The following is a 22,470-nucleotide window of genomic DNA, read 5'->3' on the forward strand; positions in this document are numbered from 1 at the left end:
TGCAATTCGATAAAAAATCAGTTACAGACTTCTCCTACATCCTCTGCCTACTCGCCTGACTTCTTTTCTGATTGATCCCCCGCACAGTCCCTCGCCTGATTTTTGCGCGAGGGAACGCACATGTTTGACCCGGTTTTTCGTTTCGCCATGCGCATGGGAATGCGCTGATGGATGCCGTCACCCGCATCGAGCAAGAACTCGACAGCTTTCCCCGCACCCTCGATCTCTATCGCGAACAGCTGAAGCACTGGCTCAGTCGCTCGGCAGACGGCGTCAGTCATGCGGCCGATCTGCCGTCGCTGATGGGGATGGAGCGGGTCATCCGTTTCGGCGAGCACAGTACGGCAGTCGCGATTGACGACAACCGCTTCTCTTCTGCGGTCGTGCAATGCCCGGAAAGCGGGCCGATGGAGATCGAGAGCAAGTTCGAGTCGGCGTACGACATTCCGTTGGGCGGCATCGTTGTCGATGTGGTGGCGGTGGAGGGCGGCGCAGTCAAGTCCGTCACCCTTGATGCTCAGGGCAAAGGGGAGTTCACCGGTGAGGCGGGCAAGTTTTATCGGGTGGTGGTGCACGGCGAGGCCAGCGAGCAGCAGGTTGATGCGCTTTTCGAATCCTACGATGGCCTGACTCGGCAGCTGGATGGCTGGCTGCGCAGCGAATGGCAGGGCTTCAAGCCGCAATGGTCGCAGTCGGTGGCCACAGCAGCCGGGAATGGCATGCTGGCCGGGAGCTGGGCGGCGATCGAGGGGGTGTGGGACAGCATCGGGTTGCTGTCGGAGATTCTCAAGGAACCCGGAAAGTTTGCCGAGCGGTTGGGTAGTGGCGCCGCAGAGCTGATCGCGCTGGCAGAAACAGCGCCTGAAATGATGGAGAAGCTTCAGTTACTGGTCAGTGACGAGGCGGCGCTGTGCCTGTTGCTGCGTACCGCCAGCCTCTGGCTGGAAATGCTGCCACCCAGTGAAGTCGCCGGAAAAATCGCCGAGGCCGTCTCGATGGTGGTGGTGCAACTGCTGATCGATGTGTTGATCGGCGTTGTGCTGACCTTTGTCGGTGCCGGGGCGGGGATTGCGTATCTGACCTTGCGTCTGGCGGAGCGTGGCGCTCAGTTGCTGTCGGCGGTGACGCGCCTGGTGAAGGCGATGTTCGGCATTGTCAGCACCTTCATCGGCTACGTGAACCAGTACAAATCCGTCGCCGCACGGGGCATCGCCGCCGGGGTGAAAAAGGGCCGCATGCAATTGCGCTGGGATGCACGACGCAACGCTTCCCTGAAAAAAGACGAGCACCACGACGACACGCCGGATCAGGCGAAAAATCCCAACGGTGACAGCGCCGATTGTGCACCGAGGACCTGCACCAATGGCTGCCCGGTGTCGATGGTCACCGGTGAGGAACTGCTGACCCTGACTGACGGTGTGCTCGATGGGTTGTTGCCATTTGAGTTCAGCCGTTTGTATCGCAGCAGTGCGGCCGAGATCGACGTCGGGCTGGGGTTTGGCTGGAGTCACTCGCTGGCGCATCGGCTGGAGATTGATGGCGCTTCGGTGGTCTGGGTCGACCATGAGAACCGGCGCACGCGGTTTCCGTTGCCGAATGTCGAGCGGCCGGCCATTCACAACAGCTTGTCGCGGGCGGCGATCTTTCTCGGGGATGAGCCGGAGGAGTTGATCGTTGCGCTGGCGGGGGACGCGGCGCGGTTTTATCACTTTCGGGTTGGGCGTCTGACGGCTGTCAGCGATGCGTATGGCAATCGTCTGACCGTGCATCGGGATCTTTCCGACCGGATTCAGCGCCTGGACAACGGGGCTGGCCGTTCCTTGTTGCTGCGCTATGAGCGAGCGCATCTGGTTGCGGTCGATTATCAGGTTTGGCGCGATGCGGTCTGGCGCACCGAGCAAACGCTGGCCAGCTACCGCTTTGATGCCCGCCATCGATTGATCGAGGCGTCGAACGCCGTCGGCGAGACTGAGCGTTACGACTACGACGACCAGCACGTCATCCTGCAACGGCAACTGGCCGGCGGTGCGAGTTTTTACTGGGCGTGGGAGCGTGCCGGCAAGGCGGCACGTTGCGTGCGGCACTGGGCGTCGTTTTCGCAGATGGACACGCGTTACGTCTGGGATGACGCCGGCAGTGTCACGGTGCAGTACGTCGACGGCACTGAAGAAACCTACGTCCACGACGATACGGCGCGGCTGGTGCGTCAGGTCGCCGCCGATGGTGGCGAACAGCTCAAGGCCTATGACGCGCAGGGCCGGCTGGTCGCCGAGCAGGATGCGCTGGGGGCGGTCACCGAGTACCGCTACGACGATGCCGGACGGCTGATCGCGCTGATTCCGCCGGACGATGCGCCGACGTCCTACGAATACCGCAACGGTTTCCTGCACAGCCGTTCGCGTGGCGATGCGGTGTGGACGTACCGGCGCAATGCCCAGGGTGATATCACCGAAGCGGTCGACCCGGATGGCCACGTCACCCATTACCACTACGACCCGCAGGGGCGGTTGCTGTCGGTCCGTTATCCGGACAGTGGTCGCCATGTGTTCATGTGGAACGACCTGGGCCAGTTGGTCGAGGAGAGTCTGCCGGACGGTGGGGTTCGCAAGTTTTCCTACGATGCCTTGGGGCGGCGGATTACGGCGCAGGACGAACATGGCGCGGTCACCCGTCATGCCTGGGACGCCGTTGGCCGGCTGATCCAGACCACCTCGCCGAATGGTGCCACCCGCGCCTGGTCCTACAGCGCCTACGGCCAGATCACCGCCGAACGCGATGAGCTGGGGCGCATCACCCGCTACGAATATGACGATGACCTGCATTTGGTCAGCCGGCGGATCAACCCCGACGGCACGCGACTGCAATACCGCTACGACCATGCGCAGCTGCTGCTGACGGAAATCGAGAACGAGTCGGGCGAAAAGTATCGGCTGGACTACACGCCCACCGGACTGATCCGACAGGAAACCGGCTTCGATGGCCGGCGTACGGCGTATGCCTACGACCGCAACGGCCACCTGCTGGAAAAGACCGAGTTCGGCGACGACGGCTCGACGCTGGTCACCACTTACCAGCGTGACAGCGCCGGGCGATTGCTGCTCAAGACCCTGCCGGACGGGGTCGAGGTCAGCTACCGCTATGACCGCCTCGGTCGACTGGTCGGCGTGGATGACGGCCAGGATCACCCGCTGGCCTTCGAATACGACCTGCAGGACCGGCTGGTGCGCGAGCATCAGGGCTGGGGCACCTTGCGTTACACCTACGACGCCTGCGGCCAGCTCACTCGCATGCGTCTGCCGGACAACAGCAAGCTCGACTACCACTACGCCAAGGGCGGCGCGCTGACCGCGATTGACCTCAACGGCGCCTTGCTCACCCGCCACGTCTACCAGAACGGTCGTGAACAGCAACGCCAGCAAGGCCTGCTGCTCAGCGAATATGCCTACGACGAACAGGGCCGGTTGCGGGTTCATTCTGTTCATCAACATGACCGCGCGCTGTACCTGCGCCACTACAGTTACGCGGTCAATGGCAACCTCGCATCTATCGCCGACAGCCGTCACGGTCAACGTAGCTATTACTACGACGCCCTCGACCGTCTGGCCAGCGTGCGCCACACCCGCGACGACCTGCCGGAAAACTTCGCCCACGACCCGGCCGGCAACCTGCTGCTGCAGGACCGCCCGGGCCCGACACAGATCAAAGGCAATCGCCTGTTGATCCAGGGCGACCGCCATTACGACTACGACGCCTTCGGCAACCTGATCCGCGAACGCCGCGGCCGCGCGCAACAACTTGTCACTGCATACCGCTACGACAGCCAGCACCGCCTGATCGGCCTGACCCGTCCCGACGGCACCAGCGCCAGCTACCAGTACGACGCCTTCGGCCGGCGCATCCGCAAGACCGTCAATGGCCAGACCACCGAGTTTTTCTGGCAAGGCGACCACCTGATCGCCGAAAGCAGTAAAGAACAACACCGCAGCTTCATCTACGAACCCGGCACCTTCCGCCCATTGGTCATGCTCGACGGCAAAGGCCCGAAACGCGCCTGCCCGTTCTACTACCAACTCGACCACCTCGGCACCCCGCAGGAATTGACGGATTACAGCGGCGAGATCGTCTGGTCCGCCAAATACAGCGCCTACGGCAAGGTCGCCTCGCTGGAACTCGCGACCGAGGACTACCTGAACCAGCCGCTGCGCTTTCAGGGGCAGTACTTCGATGACGAAAGCGGGTTGCATTACAACCGGCACCGGTATTACGACCCGGACGTGGGACGGTACCTGACGCCGGATCCGGTGAAGCTGGCGGGTGGGTTGAATCAGTACCGGTACGTGCCGAATCCGACGGGGTGGGTGGATCCGTTGGGGTTGACATCTAACTGCCCGCCGCCGAACGGCTCGGGTTGTACGGTGGTTGGCGGACTAGCCGGTGCAAAAGTTGATGTCGGGGAACCTGAGCTTCCAGTCTCAGCCTTAAATGCAAGGGAGGCTGCAAAAAAAGAAATTATGAGGCTCAACGATAGTCAGGGAATGCATATGGTTGGAAAGCATGGACCAGAGTTGCCAGATAAAAAATTTCAAAAAAGGGCAATTGATGGGACAGATCCAATAACGGGAAAACAGAGAAAGGGAAAGTATGCAGGTCAAGGCAATCCTAGTTCAAGGTTCTATAGTTGGGAGATAATGCTTGAAGCATATGTTCTGGCTACAACTCGAGTTGAAAATGGGCTTCCTCGCTTCACCGGAACGGATGCTCAAGGAGCTAAAATAGTAAGAATGAGGCTTGCTGGTACTGGGGAAGGATATGTGCCTAATCCAAAGTCAAAAAATAATCCAAAGCTTATTAGTAACATGGGAGGGTTTGAAATGAAGTTTGACCCTGTAACGAATGTGCCATTTACACTTTTTCCAATCAAGTAGGTGTGTATGTTTATTGATCCAGAAACAATGCAGCCATATGTTCCGACACCTGCGTATTTTTTGTGTGGGTTTGATATTTATGATCGAGAGGAAACGCTGGGAGAGGAGCTTGAGCAGTATGATCCGAATGATCCTGCTGATAGAGAAGTTTTGATATTGAAATATTGCTTACCTGTTAGTCGCACGTATCAGCAGAAATATTTACTTTTTAAATGTTTGGAGGCGGCTTTACGGGAGGGGCAATATGATTTTGGAACCCTATTTGAATATGATCATGAGGCTTATTCATCATTTCCTGCCGGTTGGGATGAGATGGAGAATCCTAGAGCATTTTTTGAGGATATTTTTCGAATTATTACCGTTGAATGGGAAAGGGACTTCCAGAAGGCCAGAGAAGAATCATCAACTTGATAGGCGCGACTTGGTGCTCGCTGCGATGTAAGTTTTGAGGGCATTCATAAGGTGAGGTTTCTGGTTGCATGAGATTCGGTTAAGTCGAATCACCGATGTCCAAGTGTAAGTGCTTCTGCAGGTGCCTGCGCGAACAGGCTATCAATCAAATGCACGCTATACCCCGGAACATTCTTCGCATGATGCTTCGCCTGCGAAGCCATCTCCGCCAACTGGCTCGCATCCAGTTGCGCACACGCTTCAGGATGCAGATGCACCACGCCAATGGAGAGTGACAGCAACGGAAACTCCTGACGAATACCCTGGCGATTCGGCGCAACAAAACACCCGGCTTCAAGGTGCTCAGGTCGGTAGAAGCGCCGGCATTGGCTCTGGAAATCATCCAGCAACTGGTTGAGCCGTTTGCGCCAATCTTCCGGGCCGAGCACCAACAGGAAATCATCCCCTCCGATATGCCCGACGAAATCGCGGGACGGGTCGACGCGTTCGTTGAGGCATTGCGCCAGACACAGCAGCACTTCATCCCCACGTCCATACCCGTAGATATCGTTAAAGGGTTTGAAGCTGTCGATGTCGACATAGCAGATAACCGACTCGCGCCCCTGTTGCAGCAACCTCGTCAAACATTGCTGAATCGGCACATTTCCCGGCAGCAAGGTCAGCGGGTTGGCATAGCGGGCCTGCTGGATTTTCAGTTCGGTAATCAGTTTGAGCACATCAATCACCCGCCCCAGGCCCAGGTAGCTGCCGTTGAGGGTGATGATGAAATCCTCTTCGATGCGTTGCCGGGCGCGGCTGGTGATCAGGCGGCTGACCTGTTGCAGCGACTGGCTCATTTCCACGGCGAGGAAGTCGTCGTTCATCAGGCGGCTGATCGGTTTGCGGGCGAACAGGTCGGTGGCGAACGGTTTGAGCAGCGCATCGGATAACGAGTGACGATGAACGATGCCGCACGGCTGACCCTGTTCGTCGAGCACCGCCAGCGAGTTCAGGTTGGCCTGGCGGCGGAAGGCTTCCAGTACGGTGGCAGTCGGCGTGTCGCGATTCACGGCCGGTTGATCGTTAAGCAGAGCGCTGAGATCGCTGCCTTCATCGTTCAGTGCAACGGCGCTGCTATCGTGTTTGGGCATCAAGGCGCGGGCATCGCGCGGCGGGTGTTCCTGAGGGCGACCCAGCAGGTAGCCCTGCACCAGATCCACACCCATCTCGGTCAGCACCGCCAACTCTTCCGGCAACTCGATGCCTTCGGCAATCACTTGAGCTCGCGAGGCCTTGGCGATTTGCAGGATCGATCCGACAAACTCGCGCTTCAACGCATCCTGATGAATGCCGTCGATGAAGTGCCGGTCGATCTTCACGTAATCCGGCCGCAGCTCGGACCACAGGCGCAGGCTCGAATAACCGGCCCCAAGATCATCGAGGGCAATTGAAAATCCCATCGCCCGATAGTGATGCAGTGCGGTTTGCAGCAACTGGAAATCATCGATCGGCGTCTGTTCGGTGAGTTCGATCACCACCTGGCTCGGCGGAATACCAAAATCCTGAAGCAACTGCAGCGTGCGCCCCGGCTGGTGCGCGGCTTCAAGCAAGGATTCCGGAGAGACGTTGAGAAACAGCTTGCCCGGCAATTGCTTTTCGTTGAAACGACGACAGGCACTCTGGCGGCAGGCGATTTCCAGTTCGCTCAAGCGCCCGGCCTGACGGGCCACGGCGAACAGGGCGATGGGGGAGTGCAGCGGGCTGTTGGACGGGCCACGGGTCAGGGCTTCGTAGCCGAGAATGCGCCGTTCGGAGAGGCAAATGATCGGCTGGAACAGGCTGTGTAATCCGCTTTGAGTCAGGATCGAGCTCAAGGCACTCAGCTGTTCGGTCGTGGTCATGGCAATCTCTGGCGATAAAAAAGGACTGGGAGCGTTCTCGATGAAGAGAACAGCGCCCAGTCCTTTATTGCACGACAGAATGATGACTGTTTGATGACGATCCGGGGATCGTCAGCATTAAATTGCCATCACCTTACTTCTTTGCGACCTGGTTGCTCAGCTTCAAGTAATCCAGCAGCACTCGCCCGGTCTCGCTCAGGTAGGCGTCGTCTTCCGGTTTGACCTTGTCCGGCTCGGCGGCGGCCAGGGCGTCGTCGTCTTCTTTCTTCAGCTCTTTGAGCGGTTCTTCGCCTTTGGCCTTGCGACGGATGTTCTCCATCGCCAGTTGCTTGGCGTCGATGTCGGCGTGCTGGGCACGGCGTTCGGCTTCATTGAGGCTGACGGTTTTTTCTTCCAGCAGCTTCTGCGCCAGGGCCAGCTTGTCGCGGATGAACACGAACTCCGCGTCCTTGGCGGAACGGCTGTCATGCTCGGACTTGAGCTGGGCCAGGTACGGCTTGAACGGATCGCTCGCCGGTTTGATCGCTGCGCGGATGGTGTCCCACGGCATGGCTTCCGGCAGGGCGCTTTCGCCGATTTCCTTGGTGTCGATGATCGACGGGTAATCGATGTCCGGCAGTACGCCCTGATGCTGGGTGCTCTGGCCGGAAACCCGGTAGAACTTGGCCAGGGTCAGTTTCAGCTCGCCATGATTCAGCGGCTGGATGGTCTGCACGGTGCCTTTGCCGAAGGTCTGGCCCCCGATGATCAGCGCGCGGTGATAGTCCTGCATGGCGCCGGCGAAAATCTCCGAAGCCGAGGCGGACAGGCGGTTGACCAGCAGCGCCATCGGGCCTTTGTAGAAGGCGCCCGGGTTTTCATCTTCAAGTACATCGACCCGGCCATCGGCGTTACGCACGAGCACGGTAGGGCCCTTGTCGATGAACAGGCTGGTCAGCTCGGTGGCTTCCTGCAGGGAACCGCCGCCGTTGTTGCGCAGGTCGATGACCACGCCGTCGACTTTCTCTTTCTGCAGTTCGGTCAGCAGCTTCTTGACGTCACGGGTGGTGCTCTTGTAGTCCGGATCGCCGGCACGGAAGGCCTTGAAGTCGAGATAGAACGCCGGAATCTCGATCACGCCGAGCTTGTAGTCCTTGCCGTCCTGTTTCAGGTTCAGCACGGACTTCTTCACGGCCTGGTCTTCGAGCTTCACCGCTTCACGGGTGATCGGCACGATCTTGCTGGTCTGATCGTTCGGCGCATTGCTGGCCGGGATGACTTCCAGACGCACCACGGTGCCTTTCGGGCCACGGATCAGCTTGACCACTTCGTCCAGACGCCAGCCGACCACGTCAACCATCTCTTTGTTGCCCTGGGCAACGCCGATGATCTTGTCGGCCGGAGCAACCTGCTTGGTCTTGTCGGCCGGGCCTGCCGGCACCAGACGCACGACTTTCACCTGGTCATTGTCGCTCTGCAACACGGCGCCGATGCCCTCGAGGGACAGGCTCATGTTGATGTCGAAGTTCTCCGCGTTATCCGGCGACAGATAGTTGGTGTGCGGATCGTAAGACATGGCGAAGGTGTTGATGTACGCCTGGAAGATGTCTTCGGCGCGGGTCTGGTCCAGACGCGCCAGTTGATTCTTGTAGCGCTTGGTCAGGGTTTCCTGGATCTGCTTCGGCTCTTTGCCGGCGATCTTCTGCCGCAGCACTTCGTCCTTGACGCGTTTGCGCCACAGGTCATCGAGTTCGGCGGTGGACTTGAGCCACGGAGCATCCTTGCGATCGATCAGCAAGGTTTCCCTGGTGGTGAAGTCCATCTTGTCGACGCCTTTGTTCAGCTCGGCAAGGGCGAAGTCCAGACGCGCCTTCACGCGGTCCAGGTAGCGCTTGTAGATGGTGAACCCGGCGTTGAGGTCGCCGCTCTTGAGGAAGTCGTCGAACTGGGTCTTCCACTTGTCGAATTCGGCGATGTCGCTGGCCATGAAATAGCTGCGCGACGGGTCGAGCAGCTTGATGTAGCTGTCGTAGATGATCACCGAGCGCGCATCGTCGAGCGGCGGCTTGCTGTAGTGATGACGCTTGAGCAACTCGACGACGTTCAGACTGGCGATCACTTCGTCGCGATCAGGCTGTAACTTGTCCCAGCTGTTGGCTGCGAATGTGGTGCCCGACACCGGCAACAGACCGATACCGATGAAAAGAGCGAGGGCGGTGCTGGGGAGCAGATGCTTCATGCTGATTCGACGCGGGGACAATTGATAACGCATATTAGGCCGTCTTTGAAGTCGCCGGTACCGCTACGCTCTGTACGATAACTGCTGTTCAGCGTTCGTTCAGACCCCAGGGCCGGTCGCATAATGCAAAAAGCCCGGCGCTACAGCTTCGGGCTCAGTCCAGACTCACTATGGAGGCACTGTGAAGGCATTGCAAGGCGTTGAAGGTCAAGTGGCATGGGTTGATGAACCAAGTCCTACATGCGATGTAGGACAAGTTCGCATCCGGGTGGCGGCAGCGGGCCTCAATCGCGCGGATTTATTACAGAAAGCCGGACTTTATCCACCCCCTCCAGGTGCCAGCCAGGTGCTGGGTCTTGAGTGTTCCGGGGTGATCAGCGAGGTCGGCGCAGGCTCGTCCTGGCAGGTCGGTGACCGGGTCTGCGCCTTGCTGGCCGGGGGCGGGATGGCCGAAGAAGTGGTCGTCGACGGACGGCATGTGCTGCCGGTTCCGGAAAGCGTGTCGCTGATTGAAGCGGCGGCGTTGCCCGAGGTGTACGCGACCGTCTGGCTGAATGTGTTTCAACTCGCTGCGCTCAAACCGGGTGAGAAAGTTCTTCTGCACGCCGGAGCCAGTGGTATCGGCTCAGCCGCGATTCAACTGTGCAAGGCTTTCGGCAATCCCTGCTGGGTCAGCGTCGGCTCGGCTGAGCGGTTGGTCTATTGCGAATCGTTGGGTGCCCAGGGCGGGGTGGTTCGCACCGACGACCTGGAAAGTCTGCGGGATTTCGGGCCGTTCGATGTGATCCTGGATCCGGTGGGCGGCAACTATTCGGCGTTGAACCTCAAGCTGATGGCGCAGGACGGACGCTGGGTGCTGATCGGTCTGATGGGCGGCCGCGAGGCAAAACTGGATCTGGCCCAGGTGCTGGCCAAGCGCGTGCAACTGCTGGGTTCGACCCTGCGCAGCCGTGACGATCAGTTCAAGGCCGATCTGTTCAGCGATCTGAGCCAGCACGTGTGGCCGCTGTTTTCCGAAGGGCGCCTGAAGCCGCAACTGGCCAAGGCGTTCCCGATCAAGGATGCCGAGGCAGCGTTCGCCGAGCTGGCGAGCAACAGCGTGGCAGGGAAGCTGGTGCTGGTTATCGACGAAAGCCTGAGCTGATCATCGATGCTTGTGGGAGCAGGTCTGCTCCCACAAGACAATTGCTTACTTCCAGAGGTGGATCGGCCAGCCGGATTTCTCGGCCTCTGCCAGCAACACCGGATCCGGGTTGACCACATGTGGGTAATCCACTTTCAACAGCAGCGGCAGATCATTGCGTGAGTCGGAATAGAAACTCGCGCCCTCAAGTTTTTCCTCTTCGGCATCCAGCCATTCCAGCAGACGGGTGATCTTGCCTTCGCGGTAGGTCAGGGTGCCCACGGTGTGGCCGCTGTAGACGCCGTGCGCCACTTCCAGCTCGATTGCCAGGACCTCGTCGATGCCCAGCCGCTCGGCGATGGGTTTGACCAGGTGCGTGCCCGAGGCCGAGATCACCAGAATCCGGTCGCCGGCCTTACGGTGAGCGGCGATGGTCTTGGTGGCGTCGCTGAAGATGATCGGCTCGATGAAGTCTTCAACCCACGGCCCGACCAGATGCTCGACTTCCTCAGGGGTACGTCCGATCATCGGTTCAAGGCTGAAGTCCATGTAGTCTTCCATGCGCAACTTGCCATGGCTGTAGGCGTCCATCAGCTCGTTGTTCCTGCGCATGAACGACTCGGGATCGACCCAGCCCAGGCGCCCCATCTGCTCGCACCAGAGGGTGGCGCAGTCGCCGTGGATCAGGGTGTCGTCCAGATCAAAAATTGCCAGGGCCATCAGTTCAGTTCCCTCTTGGGTTTCAGCAAAGTCATCAGGCTACCTCACACAGGGCGGTGGAATCGATGAAAAGTGACAGGCGCTGACCGTCGGGATGCAGATCCGCCGCTGAACGGTTGAGCACATCCACCACCAGTTCCACGCCTCGGGCTTCAACGCGGTAGCGGATCACGTTGCCCAGCAGGCTGTGGCTGCGGATTTGCGCATCGGGTTCGCCGTTGAGGCTCAGCTCGATGGCCTCCGGGCGAATCGCGATGCGGTGGCTGATCGGCCGCTGCAACAGCTTCGACGCACTCTCGGCATCCAGCAGGTTGTAGTTGCCGATGAAGCCGGCGGCGAACACGTCGACCGGCGCGGTGTAGAGGGTTTCGGCATCGCCGCTTTGTACGATCTTTCCCTGATTCATCAGGAAAATCCGGTCAGACATGGTCAGGGCTTCTTCCTGATCGTGTGTGACGAAAATCGTGGTCAGGCCGAGTTCGCGCTGGATCTGACGGATCTGTTCGCGCAGGTGTTTGCGAATCCGTGCATCGAGGGCCGACAGCGGTTCATCCAGCAGCAACAGGCGCGGACGGGTCACCAGTGAGCGGGCGAGGGCTACACGCTGGCATTGACCGCCGGACAACTGATGCGGATAGCGGCTGGCGAAATCGTTGAGTTCAACCAGTTTCAACACCTCGGCAACCCGCTTGTGGCTGTCGTCGGCATTGACCTTTTGCATGCGCAAACCGAAGGCGACGTTCTGTTCGACGGTCATGTTGGGGAACAGCGCGTAGCTCTGGAACACCATGCCGATCCCGCGTTTCTGCGGGGTAAGCGGCACGATGTCGACACCATCGAGCAGAATCTTGCCGCCATCGACCGGCGTCAGCCCGGCGATGCAACGCAGCAGGGTGGATTTGCCGCAACCGGACGGGCCGAGCAGGGTGACGAATTCACCCTTCTGGATTTCGCAGTTGATGTCGCTGAACACCGTGGTGCCGGCGTAGTTTTTTTGCAGGTGTTGGACGCTGACATAGCTCATTCGCTTTTGTCCTTGTTCAAGATGTTGGCGACCCAGGTCAGGACCAGCACGAAAAAGAAGTAGGAGATCACCAGCGCGCTGGTGAAGTGGCCGCTGCTGTTGCGCATGTTGTTGAGGTAGACCTGCAGGGTCTCGTAGCGGGTGCCGACCAGGATGTTGGCGAACACGAACTCACCGAACAGGAACGAGAACGACAGCAGCAACGCGACCATCAGGCCTTTGCGCAGGTTCGGCAGCACCACCAGGAAGGCTGCCTGAAAGGTGCTGGCCCCGAGCAGTTGGGCAGCGTCCATCAGGTCGCGCAGGTTGATCGCTTGCAGGTTGTTGGTGATCGCCCGGTACATGAACGGCAGCGCCACGGTGAAGTAGCAACCGATCAGGATCCACGGCGTGCCGACCATCGCAAACGGCCCGGAACCGTAGAGCTGCAACAGCCCCACCGACGACACCACCGGCGGCACCGCGAAGGGCAGCAGGATCAGGATGTTCATCAGTGCATCGAGTTTCGGGAAGTGGTAATGCACCACGAACAGCAGCGGCAGGATCAGCACCACCGACAGGATCAGCGCGCCGACGCACACCAGCAGCGACTGGCCGAAGGCGTGCAGAAAGCGCGGATCGCTCCACAACTGGATGTACCACTTGAAGGTGAAACCGCTGGGCAGGATGGTGGCCGACCAACTGCTGGCGATCGAATAGATCAGCGTGCCCACCAGCGGCAGCAGCAGGATGGCGAACAACAGATAGACCACGACGCGGTGGTAGACGCCGGCCGGTCCGGATTCAGCGCGAGACATGGTAGCTCCTCTTCAGCAGCAGTTGATGCACGACGGTCACCAGGGTCATCAGCGCCACCAGCACCACGGCCAGGGCACTGGCCAGGTTCGGATCGAGGGAAATGTCGCCGGAGACCATCGCCGCAATCCGGATCGGCAGTACGTTGAAGTTGCCGGTGGTCAGCGCGTAGACCGTGGCGTAGGCGCCGAGGGCGTTGGCCAGCAGGATCACGAAGGTGCCGAGCAGGGCCGGGGTCAGTACCGGCAGGCCGATGTGGCGCCAGAACTGCCAGCTGTCGGCGCCGAGCAGTGCGGCGGATTCGCGCCAGTCTTCACGCAGTGCGTCGAATGCCGGGTACAGCAGCAAGACGCCGAGTGGAATCTGGAAGTAGGTGTAGAGGATGATCAGCCCGGTTTTCGAATACAGGTTGAAGTCCTCGATGATCCCGGCCTGCTTCAACATGATGGTGATGCTGCCGTTGAAGCCGAGCAGGATGATGAATGCAAACGCCAGCGGTACGCCGGCGAAGTTGCTGGTCATGTTGGCGAAGGCGTTGACGAAGTTGCGCAGTTTCGAATCGACCCGGCGCAGAGAATACGCACCCAGCACCGCGATGATGATCCCGAACACACTCGACCAGAAACTGATTTCGAGGCTGTACCGGATCGCCTGCAAATAGAACTTCGAATTGAAGATCTTGCTGAAGTTGGCGAAGCCCCAGCCGAACTCTTCCGATTGCAGACTGTTGATCATCACCCAGATCAGCGGGGCGATTTCGAACACGATAAAGAACAGCGCGAAAGGCACCAGGCACAGGGCGGCCAGCCATTTGCCGCGAGTCATTGAGTTCACTTGAGCAACTCCCGGCACACAGGTTTGTCGTGGGGCACGCCGAGCAGTTCGCACACGGTGCCGCAGATGTCGGTCTGCTTGGGTGCAGCTTCGCTGTTCAGGCTGAACGCATCACCGATCACGAACAGCGGTACCTGGCGCTCTTCCGGCAGCAGGCCGTTGTGCGAGCGGTCGTTGTTCATGCCATGGTCGGCGGTCACCAGCACCTGGCAACCGGCGTCGAGCCAGTCTTGCAGGTAGTCGGCAAGGATGATGTCGGCGCTGCGTGCGCTGTTGCGGTATTGCGGGGTGTCGAGGCCGTGCTTGTGCCCGGCGTCGTCGATGTTCATCGGATGGATCAGCAGAAAATCCGGGGCGTGGCGCAGGCGCAGGTTTTCGGCGTCGGCGAACAGGTGCGAATCCGGGTAGTGATCGTTCCAGTAGAAGTGGCCGTGCTGGATCGGTAGCGTCGGGTCATCGGTATGCCGATCCCGTGCCGCCACGAACGGCGAGCGGTTGTAGAGCTCGCTGACCCAGTGGTACGCCGCGGCAGCGGTTTTCAGGCCGGCATCGCGGGCGTAGTGATAGATGCTGCGCTGGTTGGACAGGCGCGAGACGTTGTTGTGGACGATGCCGCTGTCGATCGGCGGCACACCGGTGAGGATGCATTCGTAAAGTGGTCGGGACAGGGCCGGCAGCTCGCACTCCAACTGGTAGAGCGCGGCGCGTCCTGCGCCAACGTAAGCCTGCAGATGCCCCATGGCGTGACGCGCGACCTCGTAGTTGAGGCCGTCGAGCACGACAAGGATGACGGTGTGCTTCATAGGGGCAAAAACTCCGCGAAACAGAAAATTTCAGGTTCAACCCGGATCCCTCTGTGGGAGCGGGCTTGCTCGCGAAAGCGGAGTGTCAGTCGATAATTTTTTGACTGATCCACCGCATTCGCGAGCAAGCCCGCTCCCACATTTGGATCTTCAGCAGATCACAAAAGGGTGATCAGCCGCTTTATTTCATCTCGACGATGACTTCTTCGTTCCACTTCTGCGGCAGGGCCTTGGAGGTTTTTTCCCAGGCATCGGCGTCCTTGATCGGCGTGACCTTTTTGTACTGCTCGTTCGGCAGCAGCTTGGCCTTCACGTCTTCCGGCAGTTGCAGGTGCTCGGCGCGGATCGGGCGGGCGTTGCCACGGGCGAGGTTGGTCTGGCCGGCGTCGCTGAAGATGTATTCGCGGGTCAGCTTGGCGGCGTTCGGGTTCTTCGCGTATTTGTTGATGATGGTGGTGTAGCCGGAAATCACCGAACCGTCGGACGGGATCAGCACCACGTAGTCATCCGGGTTGGCCATCTTGGCCTTGTAGCTCAAGCCGTTGAAGTCCCAGACCACGCCGACTTCGATCTCGCCTTTTTCCATGGTGGCGATGGTCGGGTTGGCCATCGACAGGCGCCCCTGCTTGGCGATGTCCGCGAACAGCAGCAGGGCCGGCTGGATGTTTTTCTCGTCGCCGCCGTTGGCCAGTGCGGCGGCGAGTACGCCGTTGGCAGCTTGTGCGGCGGTGCTCACGTCACCGATGGAAACCTTGTATTTGCCACCCTTGAGGTCAGCCCATTTGGTCGGCACGTCGGAGCCGTGCAGCAGCTTCTTGTTGACGATGAAGGCGATGGTGCCGGTGTAGGCCAGTGCCCAGTTGCCGTCCTTGTCCTTGGCCCAGTCCGGCACCTGGTCCCAGGTACTCGGCTTGTACGGTTGCACCACGCCCTGCTTGACCGCAATCGGACCGAACGCGGCGCCGACGTCGCCGATGTCGGCGGTGGCGTTGTCTTTTTCAGCGGCGAACTTGGCGATTTCCTGGGCCGAGCTCATGTCGGTGTCGATGTGTTTCAGGCCGTATTTCTTGGCCAGGTCTTCCCAGGTGCCTTTCCAGTTGGCCCAGTCATCGGGCATGCCGACACTGTTGACGGCGCCTTCCGCTTTCGCAGCGGCTTCGAGGGTTTTCAGATCGTCAGCCGCCATGGCGGCGGTGCACATGGCAATGGTCGAGCCTAACAGTGATGCCAGGAAAAACTGTTTCATTCCAAAGCTCCTTGGTCGTGTTCAACGCTGCAATTGCGGTTTGTGTTGGTCTAGGTCAGCAATACCTGAGCCAATTTAAGGGGGCTCGATGACACTTTGATGTCGGCGATGGCTCGCCCAGCCTTTTCTATCTCCGGTATCAGCGAGTGCCCGGTAAGCGTAGACCACCCGCCAAGTCCCGGCGGGCAAGGGACTTGGCCGATGTATTGCAAGTTGTCAGGGCGACCGTTCGGTAGTTTTGTCATCTCTCGGTCATCTGCACTGCCTAGGCTTGCAACACGACCGGACGGCACGATTGCTGTGCGGTTTTGCCCCGAAACAGTGCTGGTCTAGTCCAGATAGGTAACGTTGATGCGCGATGAGGCAACAAAAGCGGTGACAGCGATTGGCCAGATCCTTCAGGAGCAACTCGACCATGGGTTGCTGGCGGCGGGGAGCAAGTTGCCGGCCGAGCGCAAGCTCAGTGAGCTGTTCGGCACGACGCGAATTACGGTACGCGAAGCCTTGTTGCAGCTGGAGGCGCAAGGGCAGATTTATCGCGAGGAGCGGCGTGGCTGGTTCGTGTCGCCACCGCGTCTGGCTTACAACCTGATGCAGCGCAGTCACTTTCACGCGATGGTCAGTGCGCAGGGGCGGGTGCCGTCGACCGAGGTGATTTCGGCGCGGTTGCAGCCGGCTTCAGCGGCGGTCTGTGCGTGGTTGCAGTTGCCGGCGTTGTCGAGCGTGATTCAGATCTGCCGGTCGCGGCGGATCGATGGGCGGTTGGTGTTGTATGTGGAGCATTATCTGAATCCGCAGTTTTTTCCGGGGATTCTGGAGTTTGATCTGAATCAGTCGATTACCGAGCTGTATGCGCGGCATTACGATTTGCACTATGGGCGGGTGCGGTTCGAGATTGTGCCTACGTCGTTGTCGGTGGATGCGGCGGCGGCTTTACGGGTGTCGGTGGGGAGTCCGGGGTTGAGGATTGCTCGGGTTAATTATGATCAGTTTGGGCGGTTGATTGATTGTGATCTGGAGTTTTGGCGGCATGATGCGATTCACGTCGGTGTTGATGTTGTTTGACCTTGGCGGCCGCTGGGCCGACCAGGTTTTGGGTTGACTGTGTACATATCCGTTTCTTCGGGTGCTGCCGCTGACGGTTTCGCCCTTACGGCGAGTCACTTTGGCAAACGCCCCAAAGTAACCAAAACGCTGGGCCCCGGCGTTCGGCCCCTCGCTTTGGCTCGGTGTTCCTTCGTTCCGGGATTCATCCGGGGGCATCGCCTACGGTTTGCTTCGCTGCACCTCCTCTCGATGCATGCGGCTGCGCCGCACGGTCGCTGCGCTCCCACCCCCGGATGAATCCCTCCACTCAGCCGGCCGATGGGGCCGGCACGTCAAAAGCGGTACTCGAGCTAACGCTCATCGTGGTGAGTGGTGGGAGTTGGCTTGCCAGCGATGGCGGCCTGAAGTCGGTCAGATTCTCCGGATCTATTCTTGAGTTTGGCCGCCACCGCCTGCGGTGATCACTTGCACATTCATCCTTGGCGTCGCCAAGTCCAGTCCGGCCTCGTCCAGATGCCGTTTCAGCGACAGGTTGAATGCCCGTGAAACTTCCCATTGTTTGATCGGTGCGGTCTTGAACCTTGCACGCAGTATCGCGTTGCCGGATTCAAAGCTTTCCACGCCCTGAAATTCCAGTGGCGACCAGATGTTGCGGCGTTGCAGTGGGTCTGTGCGCATTTTCTGGCCGACGTCGCGCATCAGTTTGATGGCTTCGTCGATGCTCATGTTGAACGGCACGGCCACGCGGAAGATCGCGTAGCCGAATTCGCGGGAGTAGTTTTTGATGCTTTTGATTTCGCTGAACGGGATGGTGTGGACGATGCCGTCGATGTCCCGCAGGCGTACGGTGCGGATGGTCAGGCCTTCGACGGTGCCGAGGTGGCCGCCGACGTCGACGTAGTCGTCGATGGCCAGGGAGTCTTCGATGATGATGAACAGGCCGGTGATCAGGTCGGCCACCAGTGACTGGGCGCCGAAGCCGATCGCCAGGCCGATTACGCCGGCACCGGCCAGCAGGGGCGTGACGTTCATGCCCATGTTCGCCAGGGCGACGATCAGGGCGATGATGAAGATCGCCACGAACAGCACGTTACGGATCAGCGGCATCATGGTTTGCGCGCGGGCGTTGGCCAGGCCTTTGCGGGAGCGGGTGAGGGCGTGGTGCACGGCGGTGTCGCTGAGGATCCAGATCAGCCAGGCGAAGATCAGCGTGCCGATCAGGCTGAACAGTTTGACGCTGACGTCGTGGCCTTCGCCTTCGGTGAAGCCGATCAGCGACATGCCCCAGACCCGCAGGCCCAGTTCGATGAAGGCCAGCCACACCAGCAAATGGGCGAGGGTGTAGAAGAAGCTTTTCAGGCGCTCGGAATACAGCGCGTGGCGCTTCGGCCCACGTTGAGGCTTGAGGGCATGGCGGCGGACGAGGCCGTTGATCACCATGCACAACACCAGCAGCACGGTGCAGATCAGCGACTGGCGCAGGGCGGTGCTGGTGTCGCCGGCGGAGACGAAGGTGGCGAACAGCGAAATGCCCACCAGCACCAGCGCCGGGACGTACCAGAAGGTGCCGAGGATTTCGATGGTGTCGCTGAGGGCGCGGCGGGTCAGGCGGCGGGACAGTGGCTGGTTGCGGATCAGGTGGGCGATCGGTCGGCGGAAGCGCAGGATGAACAGGCCGGTCGACAGCGCCGCGAGGACGTTGGCGACGGTGGCGGCGGTGTGGGCCAGGTGCACGCCGAGGCCGGCTATCAGTCGCGGATCGCTCAGGGCTTCCCCGAATGCGGCGAAGCTGCCGATCAGCCACAGCGGGCGGAAGGCCTGGTGGCGCAGGATGTACAGCGCGCGATGGCGGTGCGGGCCGTCGAGTACGGAAAAGGCAATCACGCAGATGGCCGAGAAGCAGGTGCCGACCACCAGCGCGTAGGCCAGCACCATCGCCAGGCTTTTGCCCAGTGACGAGGGCAATGCGTAGCTCAGGTAGACCGTGATGACCAGAGCGATCATCCATGGCCCGAGCTTGCGCAGGGCGAAGCGCAGCATGTCGAGGGCTCGGGGATGTTGCGGCAGTTCTTCGGTCAGACCGAAGCGCATGCGTACCCGATGACCAAGCCAGATCAGCGCGGCGGCGAGCAGGCTCCAGACCGCGAGGATCACGGCGAAGGCGAAGATGATCGGCAGCCATTCGCTGGCCGGCAGCATCAGGCCTCTGAGCTCGTCCTTGGCCATGTCGAATTCGGCAGACCAGCGATTGAGTGGGCTGTCGGCACCGGAGAACTGTTTTTCGAAAGTGGCGAGGGTGCCGCCGATCAGTCCCAGCACCCCTTCTTCCGGGGTGGCCTGGGCTTTTTTCGTGGCGTCGCGCAGTTTTTTCAGATCAGTCAGCAACTGGGCGCGTTGCTTGTCGTTTTCCAGCGACTTGATGACTTCGTCCAGGGACTGGCCGAGTGGTTCCTGAGCTTCGGGCTGAGCCTTGCCGGCGCCCGTGAGCAATCCCGGCAGACCGGCAGCGTCGGCAGGCGCCGGCGACACCAGGGTCATCAGGCAAACGAGAAAGAGGCAGGGCAGGGCAAAAAGACGAGCAAACACTAGGCGGTCAACCTCGCAAGGGGCGGATCGGGCGAGTGTACGAGCCCGCCAGATTCAATGCGAGCCGGGCGCGGATTTATTCGTTGAGTTTGGCGAGGATCTTGTAGACCACGGTGGCCAGGATCATCAGCATGCCGATCCACATGGCGAACACACCGGCGTTCTTGTCACGGAAGTTGAAGCCGATGGCCAGCAGAATCATTCCGCTGAGGATGGGAATGAGCATGGAGTGAAACGCAGACATCGAGATCATGACGACAGCCTTGTCGAAGGGAATGATGCAAGTCTAGGTGGGTTTTCGATGGACGGTGCTGATGTGTATCAGAAATGAGCCGGTTCTAAAGGCCGGGGATCGCAGCTCGACGCTGCGATCCCGGCTGTTTCCTATGGCAATTCGCGACTGGCGTAGAACGCGCTCAGCACTTTGACCAGGTGTGCCAGATCATGGCTGCCACACAGTTCGCGGATCGAGTGCATGGCGAAGGTCGGCAGGCCGATGTCGACGGTGCGCACGCCGAGGTGGCTGGCGGTGATCGGGCCGATGGTCGAGCCGCAGCCCATGTCGCTGCGCACCACGAAGCTTTGCACCGGCACTTCTTCGGCCATGCACAGATGGCGGAAGAAGCCGGCGGTTTCGCTGTTGGTGGCGTAGCGCTGGTTGCTGTTGACCTTGATCACCGGGCCGGCGTTGAGTTTCGGGCCGTGGTTGGCGTCGTGCTTGTCGGCGTAGTTCGGGTGTACGCCGTGGGCGTTGTCGGCTGACACGAGCAGGGATTTCTGGATGGTGCGTACGAACTCTTCACCTTCCGGCAGCAGGCGGCGCAGGGTCTGTTCCAGCATCGGGCCGTCGGCGCCGCAGGCCGAGCAGGAACCGACTTCTTCGTGGTCGTTGCACACCAGCACGCAGGTTTCTTCAGTGTCGGCGGTCAGCAGGGCTTGCAGGCCGGCGTAACACGACAGCAGGTTGTCCAGGCGCGCGCCGGCGATGAAGTCGCCATGCAGGCCGATGACCGCAGCACTCTGGGTGTCGTAGAAACTCAGCTCGTAATCCAGCACCACGTCGGCGTTGAGGCCGTGTTCGCGAGCCAGTTGATCGGTGAGCACCGCGCGAAAGTCCACGCGCTCGTCACCGGCGAACTGCGCGAGAATCGGCGGCAGTTCGGTCTGGGCGTTGATCGCCCAGCCCTGATTGGCTTCACGATTGAGGTGGATCGCGAGGTTGGGAATGATCGCGATCGGGGCCTTGAAGTCGATCAGCTGGCTTTCGACCTTGCCGTCGCGGCGGAAGGTGACGCGGCCGGCCAGCGACAGGTCGCGGTCGAACCATGGCGCGAGCAGCGCACCGCCGTAGACTTCGACGCCGAGCTGCCAGAAGCCCTGGCGTTGCAGTTCAGGTTGGGGCTTGACCCGCAGGCACGGGCTGTCGGTGTGGGCGCCGACCAGACGGATGCCGTCGTGCAGCGGCGAGTTGCGGCCCATCTTGATCGCGACAATCGAGGAATCGTTACGGGTGACGTAGTAACGACCATTGGCTTCGGTGTGCCAGGTTTCGCGCTCGTCGAGGCGCACATAACCGGCGGCCTCCAGGCGTTGAACAAGGCTGGCGGTGGCGTGGAACGGGGTAGGGGAGGCCTTGAGGAAGTCGATCAGGCCTTGGTTCAACTCTTCGCGCATAAGAAGCTCCAGACAGCAATGGGCGGGAGTTTAACGCATCGGCCTGATGCTTGGGACATGACATGTGCCGCTCGCGTCAACGAGCGGCGGTCACGCGTTTTTTCAGGTAGTTCATGATCACTTTTTCGTCTTCAGGCTTGTCCGGACGGGGCAGCTGCTTTGGCCAGCGACTCTGTTCCAGAAGCTTTTTCTGACGGCTCTCGTCCCAGCGCAGAATCTCCCGCGAGGCGCATTCCCACCACTCATGACGACAGGCACTGTAATACGGGTGATCCGGTGCGGCGCTGCCGTACAACAGATCCCGACCCACCTTGCGCATGGCGCCGCTCTGGTTACGCAGTTTCCACTTGATCTTCAGGCGCTGCCAGGCGGACGGAAAGGGTTTGACCCGAGGCACGTCAGCGCACAGGTCCACCAGTCGCTGGCTGAATTTCTCGCCGTGCTGAGCGAAGAAAAACGCCTGCATCGCGTGGAAGAAGCGTTTTTCCGCGAAGTAGTGATAGACATGATTGCGCGCTTCCACCACCGGCCGTTCGCGCATCGCGTAGGACAGGGCGATCTGCTCGATGGTGTGAATCTCGAATCCGTCGGCCGTCCATTCATCGATCAGGCGGATCGATTCCTCGAACAGCGCCGAATCGCGGTCGGTGACACCACACAGGCCGCTGTTGTAGAGCTTGAAACCGTTCTGCGGGCAAACGCCATGGGCTCTGAGGTCGCGAGCGAGCTTCAGGTAATCCGGTCGCTCGAAGACATCTTTCCAGTCGTATTCGAAGCGATCCATCACCGACTGATTTGCATCGATGTGTTGGAACAGGCTGTTCGGGTTGCTGGTGAACAGGGTGTCGGTGTCGACGAACAGGGTTTTCTCGGCCAGTTGCAGGCCGGCGGCGATCGCGCAGGCCTTGCGCCGATGGTGATAGCCGTTCTGCCCTTGCCAGCGGGTCAGGGTCGCTTCGTCGAGCAGCACGGTGTCGACCGGCCAGCCTTCGTAATCCTGCGGCCGGTCAGTGAGGATTCTGATCGCCGGGCGCTTGCCGTTTTTGGCCTGGGACAGGGCGGTCAGGATGCTGAACTTGGCTTCGCGCCGGTAGACATCCTGATTGCCGTAAATCAGGTAGAGCAGTTGATGACGGGTCTTCTTGACGGGTGTTGCCAGGGAATCAGTACAACTCATCCGGAAC

The 22,470-nt window shown here is 60.2% G+C and carries 16 protein-coding genes; 4 read left to right on the forward strand and 12 right to left on the reverse strand.

The annotated features are described in order from the left end of the window. The first annotated feature begins 167 nt into the window (after positions 1-167). Both K3819_RS08925 and K3819_RS08930 read left to right on the forward strand, forming a co-directional pair. Positions 168-4,925 (forward strand): RHS repeat-associated core domain-containing protein, encoded by a 4,758-nt coding sequence (locus K3819_RS08925; RefSeq protein WP_221399068.1) that lies wholly within the window; start codon positions 168-170, stop codon positions 4,923-4,925. Between the two features lie 6 nt (positions 4,926-4,931). Further along, positions 4,932-5,336 carry a hypothetical protein gene (locus K3819_RS08930; RefSeq protein WP_221399069.1) on the forward strand — a complete coding sequence of 135 codons (405 nt, stop codon included), beginning with the start codon at positions 4,932-4,934 and terminating at the stop codon, positions 5,334-5,336. An 89-nt stretch (positions 5,337-5,425) separates the two neighbouring features. Here the strand turns inward: K3819_RS08930 and K3819_RS08935 are convergent, their stop codons facing one another. Together K3819_RS08935 and K3819_RS08940 are read right to left on the reverse strand one after the other, a co-directional pair. Beyond that, positions 5,426-7,216 (reverse strand): bifunctional diguanylate cyclase/phosphodiesterase, encoded by a 1,791-nt coding sequence (locus K3819_RS08935; protein ID WP_221399070.1) that lies wholly within the window; start codon positions 7,214-7,216, stop codon positions 5,426-5,428. 133 nt (positions 7,217-7,349) lie between these two features. Continuing rightward, positions 7,350-9,434 (reverse strand): carboxy terminal-processing peptidase, encoded by a 2,085-nt coding sequence (locus K3819_RS08940; protein ID WP_166742345.1) that lies wholly within the window; start codon positions 9,432-9,434, stop codon positions 7,350-7,352. Between the two features lie 181 nt (positions 9,435-9,615). Here K3819_RS08940 and K3819_RS08945 point away from each other — a divergent pair, with 181 nt between their 5' ends. Next, positions 9,616-10,578, forward strand: a complete 963-nt coding sequence (locus tag K3819_RS08945) for a zinc-binding dehydrogenase (RefSeq protein ID WP_221399071.1) — start codon at positions 9,616-9,618, stop codon at positions 10,576-10,578. A gap of 45 nt (positions 10,579-10,623) precedes the next feature. On the opposite strand, the gene K3819_RS08950 is transcribed toward K3819_RS08945, so the two are convergent. From K3819_RS08950 to K3819_RS08975, 6 genes are all read right to left on the reverse strand, one after another. Then, the gene (locus tag K3819_RS08950) at positions 10,624-11,277 is read right to left on the reverse strand and encodes an HAD family phosphatase (protein WP_221399072.1); all 654 of its coding nucleotides are present in this window, start codon (positions 11,275-11,277) and stop codon (positions 10,624-10,626) included. Positions 11,278-11,311: 34 nt separating this feature from the next. Further along, positions 11,312-12,301: an ABC transporter ATP-binding protein gene (locus tag K3819_RS08955; protein WP_085613510.1), complete on the reverse strand. Its 990-nt coding sequence runs from the start codon at positions 12,299-12,301 to the stop codon at positions 11,312-11,314. Continuing rightward, entirely contained in the window at positions 12,298-13,098 is an 801-nt protein-coding gene (locus tag K3819_RS08960; protein ID WP_007960203.1) for an ABC transporter permease, read from the reverse strand. The genes K3819_RS08955 and K3819_RS08960 overlap by 4 nt, the downstream gene beginning before the upstream one ends. Continuing rightward, positions 13,085-13,921 carry an ABC transporter permease subunit gene (locus K3819_RS08965; protein ID WP_172829520.1) on the reverse strand — a complete coding sequence of 279 codons (837 nt, stop codon included), beginning with the start codon at positions 13,919-13,921 and terminating at the stop codon, positions 13,085-13,087. The genes K3819_RS08960 and K3819_RS08965 overlap by 14 nt, the downstream gene beginning before the upstream one ends. Before the next feature lie 5 nt (positions 13,922-13,926). Further along, complete coding sequence (locus K3819_RS08970; RefSeq protein WP_221399073.1) at positions 13,927-14,733, reverse strand: alkaline phosphatase family protein; 807 nt, start codon at positions 14,731-14,733, stop codon at positions 13,927-13,929. Between the two features lie 181 nt (positions 14,734-14,914). Beyond that, complete coding sequence (locus K3819_RS08975; protein WP_221399074.1) at positions 14,915-15,979, reverse strand: ABC transporter substrate-binding protein; 1,065 nt, start codon at positions 15,977-15,979, stop codon at positions 14,915-14,917. Positions 15,980-16,330: 351 nt separating this feature from the next. Between K3819_RS08975 and K3819_RS08980 the strand changes: the two genes are divergently transcribed. Further along, entirely contained in the window at positions 16,331-17,044 is a 714-nt protein-coding gene (locus K3819_RS08980; protein WP_011333178.1) for a UTRA domain-containing protein, read from the forward strand. Positions 17,045-17,452: 408 nt separating this feature from the next. Here the strand turns inward: K3819_RS08980 and K3819_RS08985 are convergent, their stop codons facing one another. The 4 genes from K3819_RS08985 to K3819_RS09000 form a co-directional block, all read right to left on the reverse strand. After that, on the reverse strand, positions 17,453-19,612 hold the full coding sequence (locus K3819_RS08985) for a mechanosensitive ion channel family protein (protein WP_221399075.1): 2,160 nt from the start codon (positions 19,610-19,612) through the stop codon (positions 17,453-17,455). 76 nt (positions 19,613-19,688) lie between these two features. Continuing rightward, on the reverse strand, positions 19,689-19,865 hold the full coding sequence (locus K3819_RS08990) for a hypothetical protein (protein ID WP_169429504.1): 177 nt from the start codon (positions 19,863-19,865) through the stop codon (positions 19,689-19,691). A gap of 131 nt (positions 19,866-19,996) precedes the next feature. Then, on the reverse strand, positions 19,997-21,286 hold the full coding sequence (locus K3819_RS08995) for a M18 family aminopeptidase (RefSeq protein WP_134334366.1): 1,290 nt from the start codon (positions 21,284-21,286) through the stop codon (positions 19,997-19,999). A 76-nt stretch (positions 21,287-21,362) separates the two neighbouring features. Continuing rightward, positions 21,363-22,463 carry a hypothetical protein gene (locus K3819_RS09000; RefSeq protein WP_221399076.1) on the reverse strand — a complete coding sequence of 367 codons (1,101 nt, stop codon included), beginning with the start codon at positions 22,461-22,463 and terminating at the stop codon, positions 21,363-21,365. Positions 22,464-22,470 lie beyond the last annotated feature (7 nt).

Origin of the sequence: Pseudomonas sp. 3-2 (assembly GCF_019710535.1) — a bacterium.
Lineage (GTDB): Bacteria > Pseudomonadota > Gammaproteobacteria > Pseudomonadales > Pseudomonadaceae > Aquipseudomonas > Aquipseudomonas pharyngis.

Bases quoted from the DNA above. Each gene is read 5' to 3' on its own strand.
- K3819_RS08925 (WP_221399068.1), top strand. From the start codon at position 168: ATGGATGCCGTCACCCGCATCGAGCAAGAACTCGACAGCTTTCCCCGC.
- K3819_RS08930 (WP_221399069.1), top strand. From the start codon at position 4,932: ATGTTTATTGATCCAGAAACAATGCAGCCATATGTTCCGACACCTGCG.
- K3819_RS08935 (WP_221399070.1), bottom strand. From the start codon at position 7,216: ATGACCACGACCGAACAGCTGAGTGCCTTGAGCTCGATCCTGACTCAA.
- K3819_RS08940 (WP_166742345.1), bottom strand. From the start codon at position 9,434: ATGAAGCATCTGCTCCCCAGCACCGCCCTCGCTCTTTTCATCGGTATC.
- K3819_RS08950 (WP_221399072.1), bottom strand. From the start codon at position 11,277: ATGGCCCTGGCAATTTTTGATCTGGACGACACCCTGATCCACGGCGAC.
- K3819_RS08955 (WP_085613510.1), bottom strand. From the start codon at position 12,301: ATGAGCTATGTCAGCGTCCAACACCTGCAAAAAAACTACGCCGGCACC.
- K3819_RS08960 (WP_007960203.1), bottom strand. From the start codon at position 13,098: ATGTCTCGCGCTGAATCCGGACCGGCCGGCGTCTACCACCGCGTCGTG.
- K3819_RS08965 (WP_172829520.1), bottom strand. From the start codon at position 13,921: ATGACTCGCGGCAAATGGCTGGCCGCCCTGTGCCTGGTGCCTTTCGCG.
- K3819_RS08970 (WP_221399073.1), bottom strand. From the start codon at position 14,733: ATGAAGCACACCGTCATCCTTGTCGTGCTCGACGGCCTCAACTACGAG.
- K3819_RS08975 (WP_221399074.1), bottom strand. From the start codon at position 15,979: ATGAAACAGTTTTTCCTGGCATCACTGTTAGGCTCGACCATTGCCATG.
- K3819_RS08980 (WP_011333178.1), top strand. From the start codon at position 16,331: ATGCGCGATGAGGCAACAAAAGCGGTGACAGCGATTGGCCAGATCCTT.
- K3819_RS08990 (WP_169429504.1), bottom strand. From the start codon at position 19,865: ATGATCTCGATGTCTGCGTTTCACTCCATGCTCATTCCCATCCTCAGC.
- K3819_RS08995 (WP_134334366.1), bottom strand. From the start codon at position 21,286: ATGCGCGAAGAGTTGAACCAAGGCCTGATCGACTTCCTCAAGGCCTCC.
- K3819_RS09000 (WP_221399076.1), bottom strand. From the start codon at position 22,463: ATGAGTTGTACTGATTCCCTGGCAACACCCGTCAAGAAGACCCGTCAT.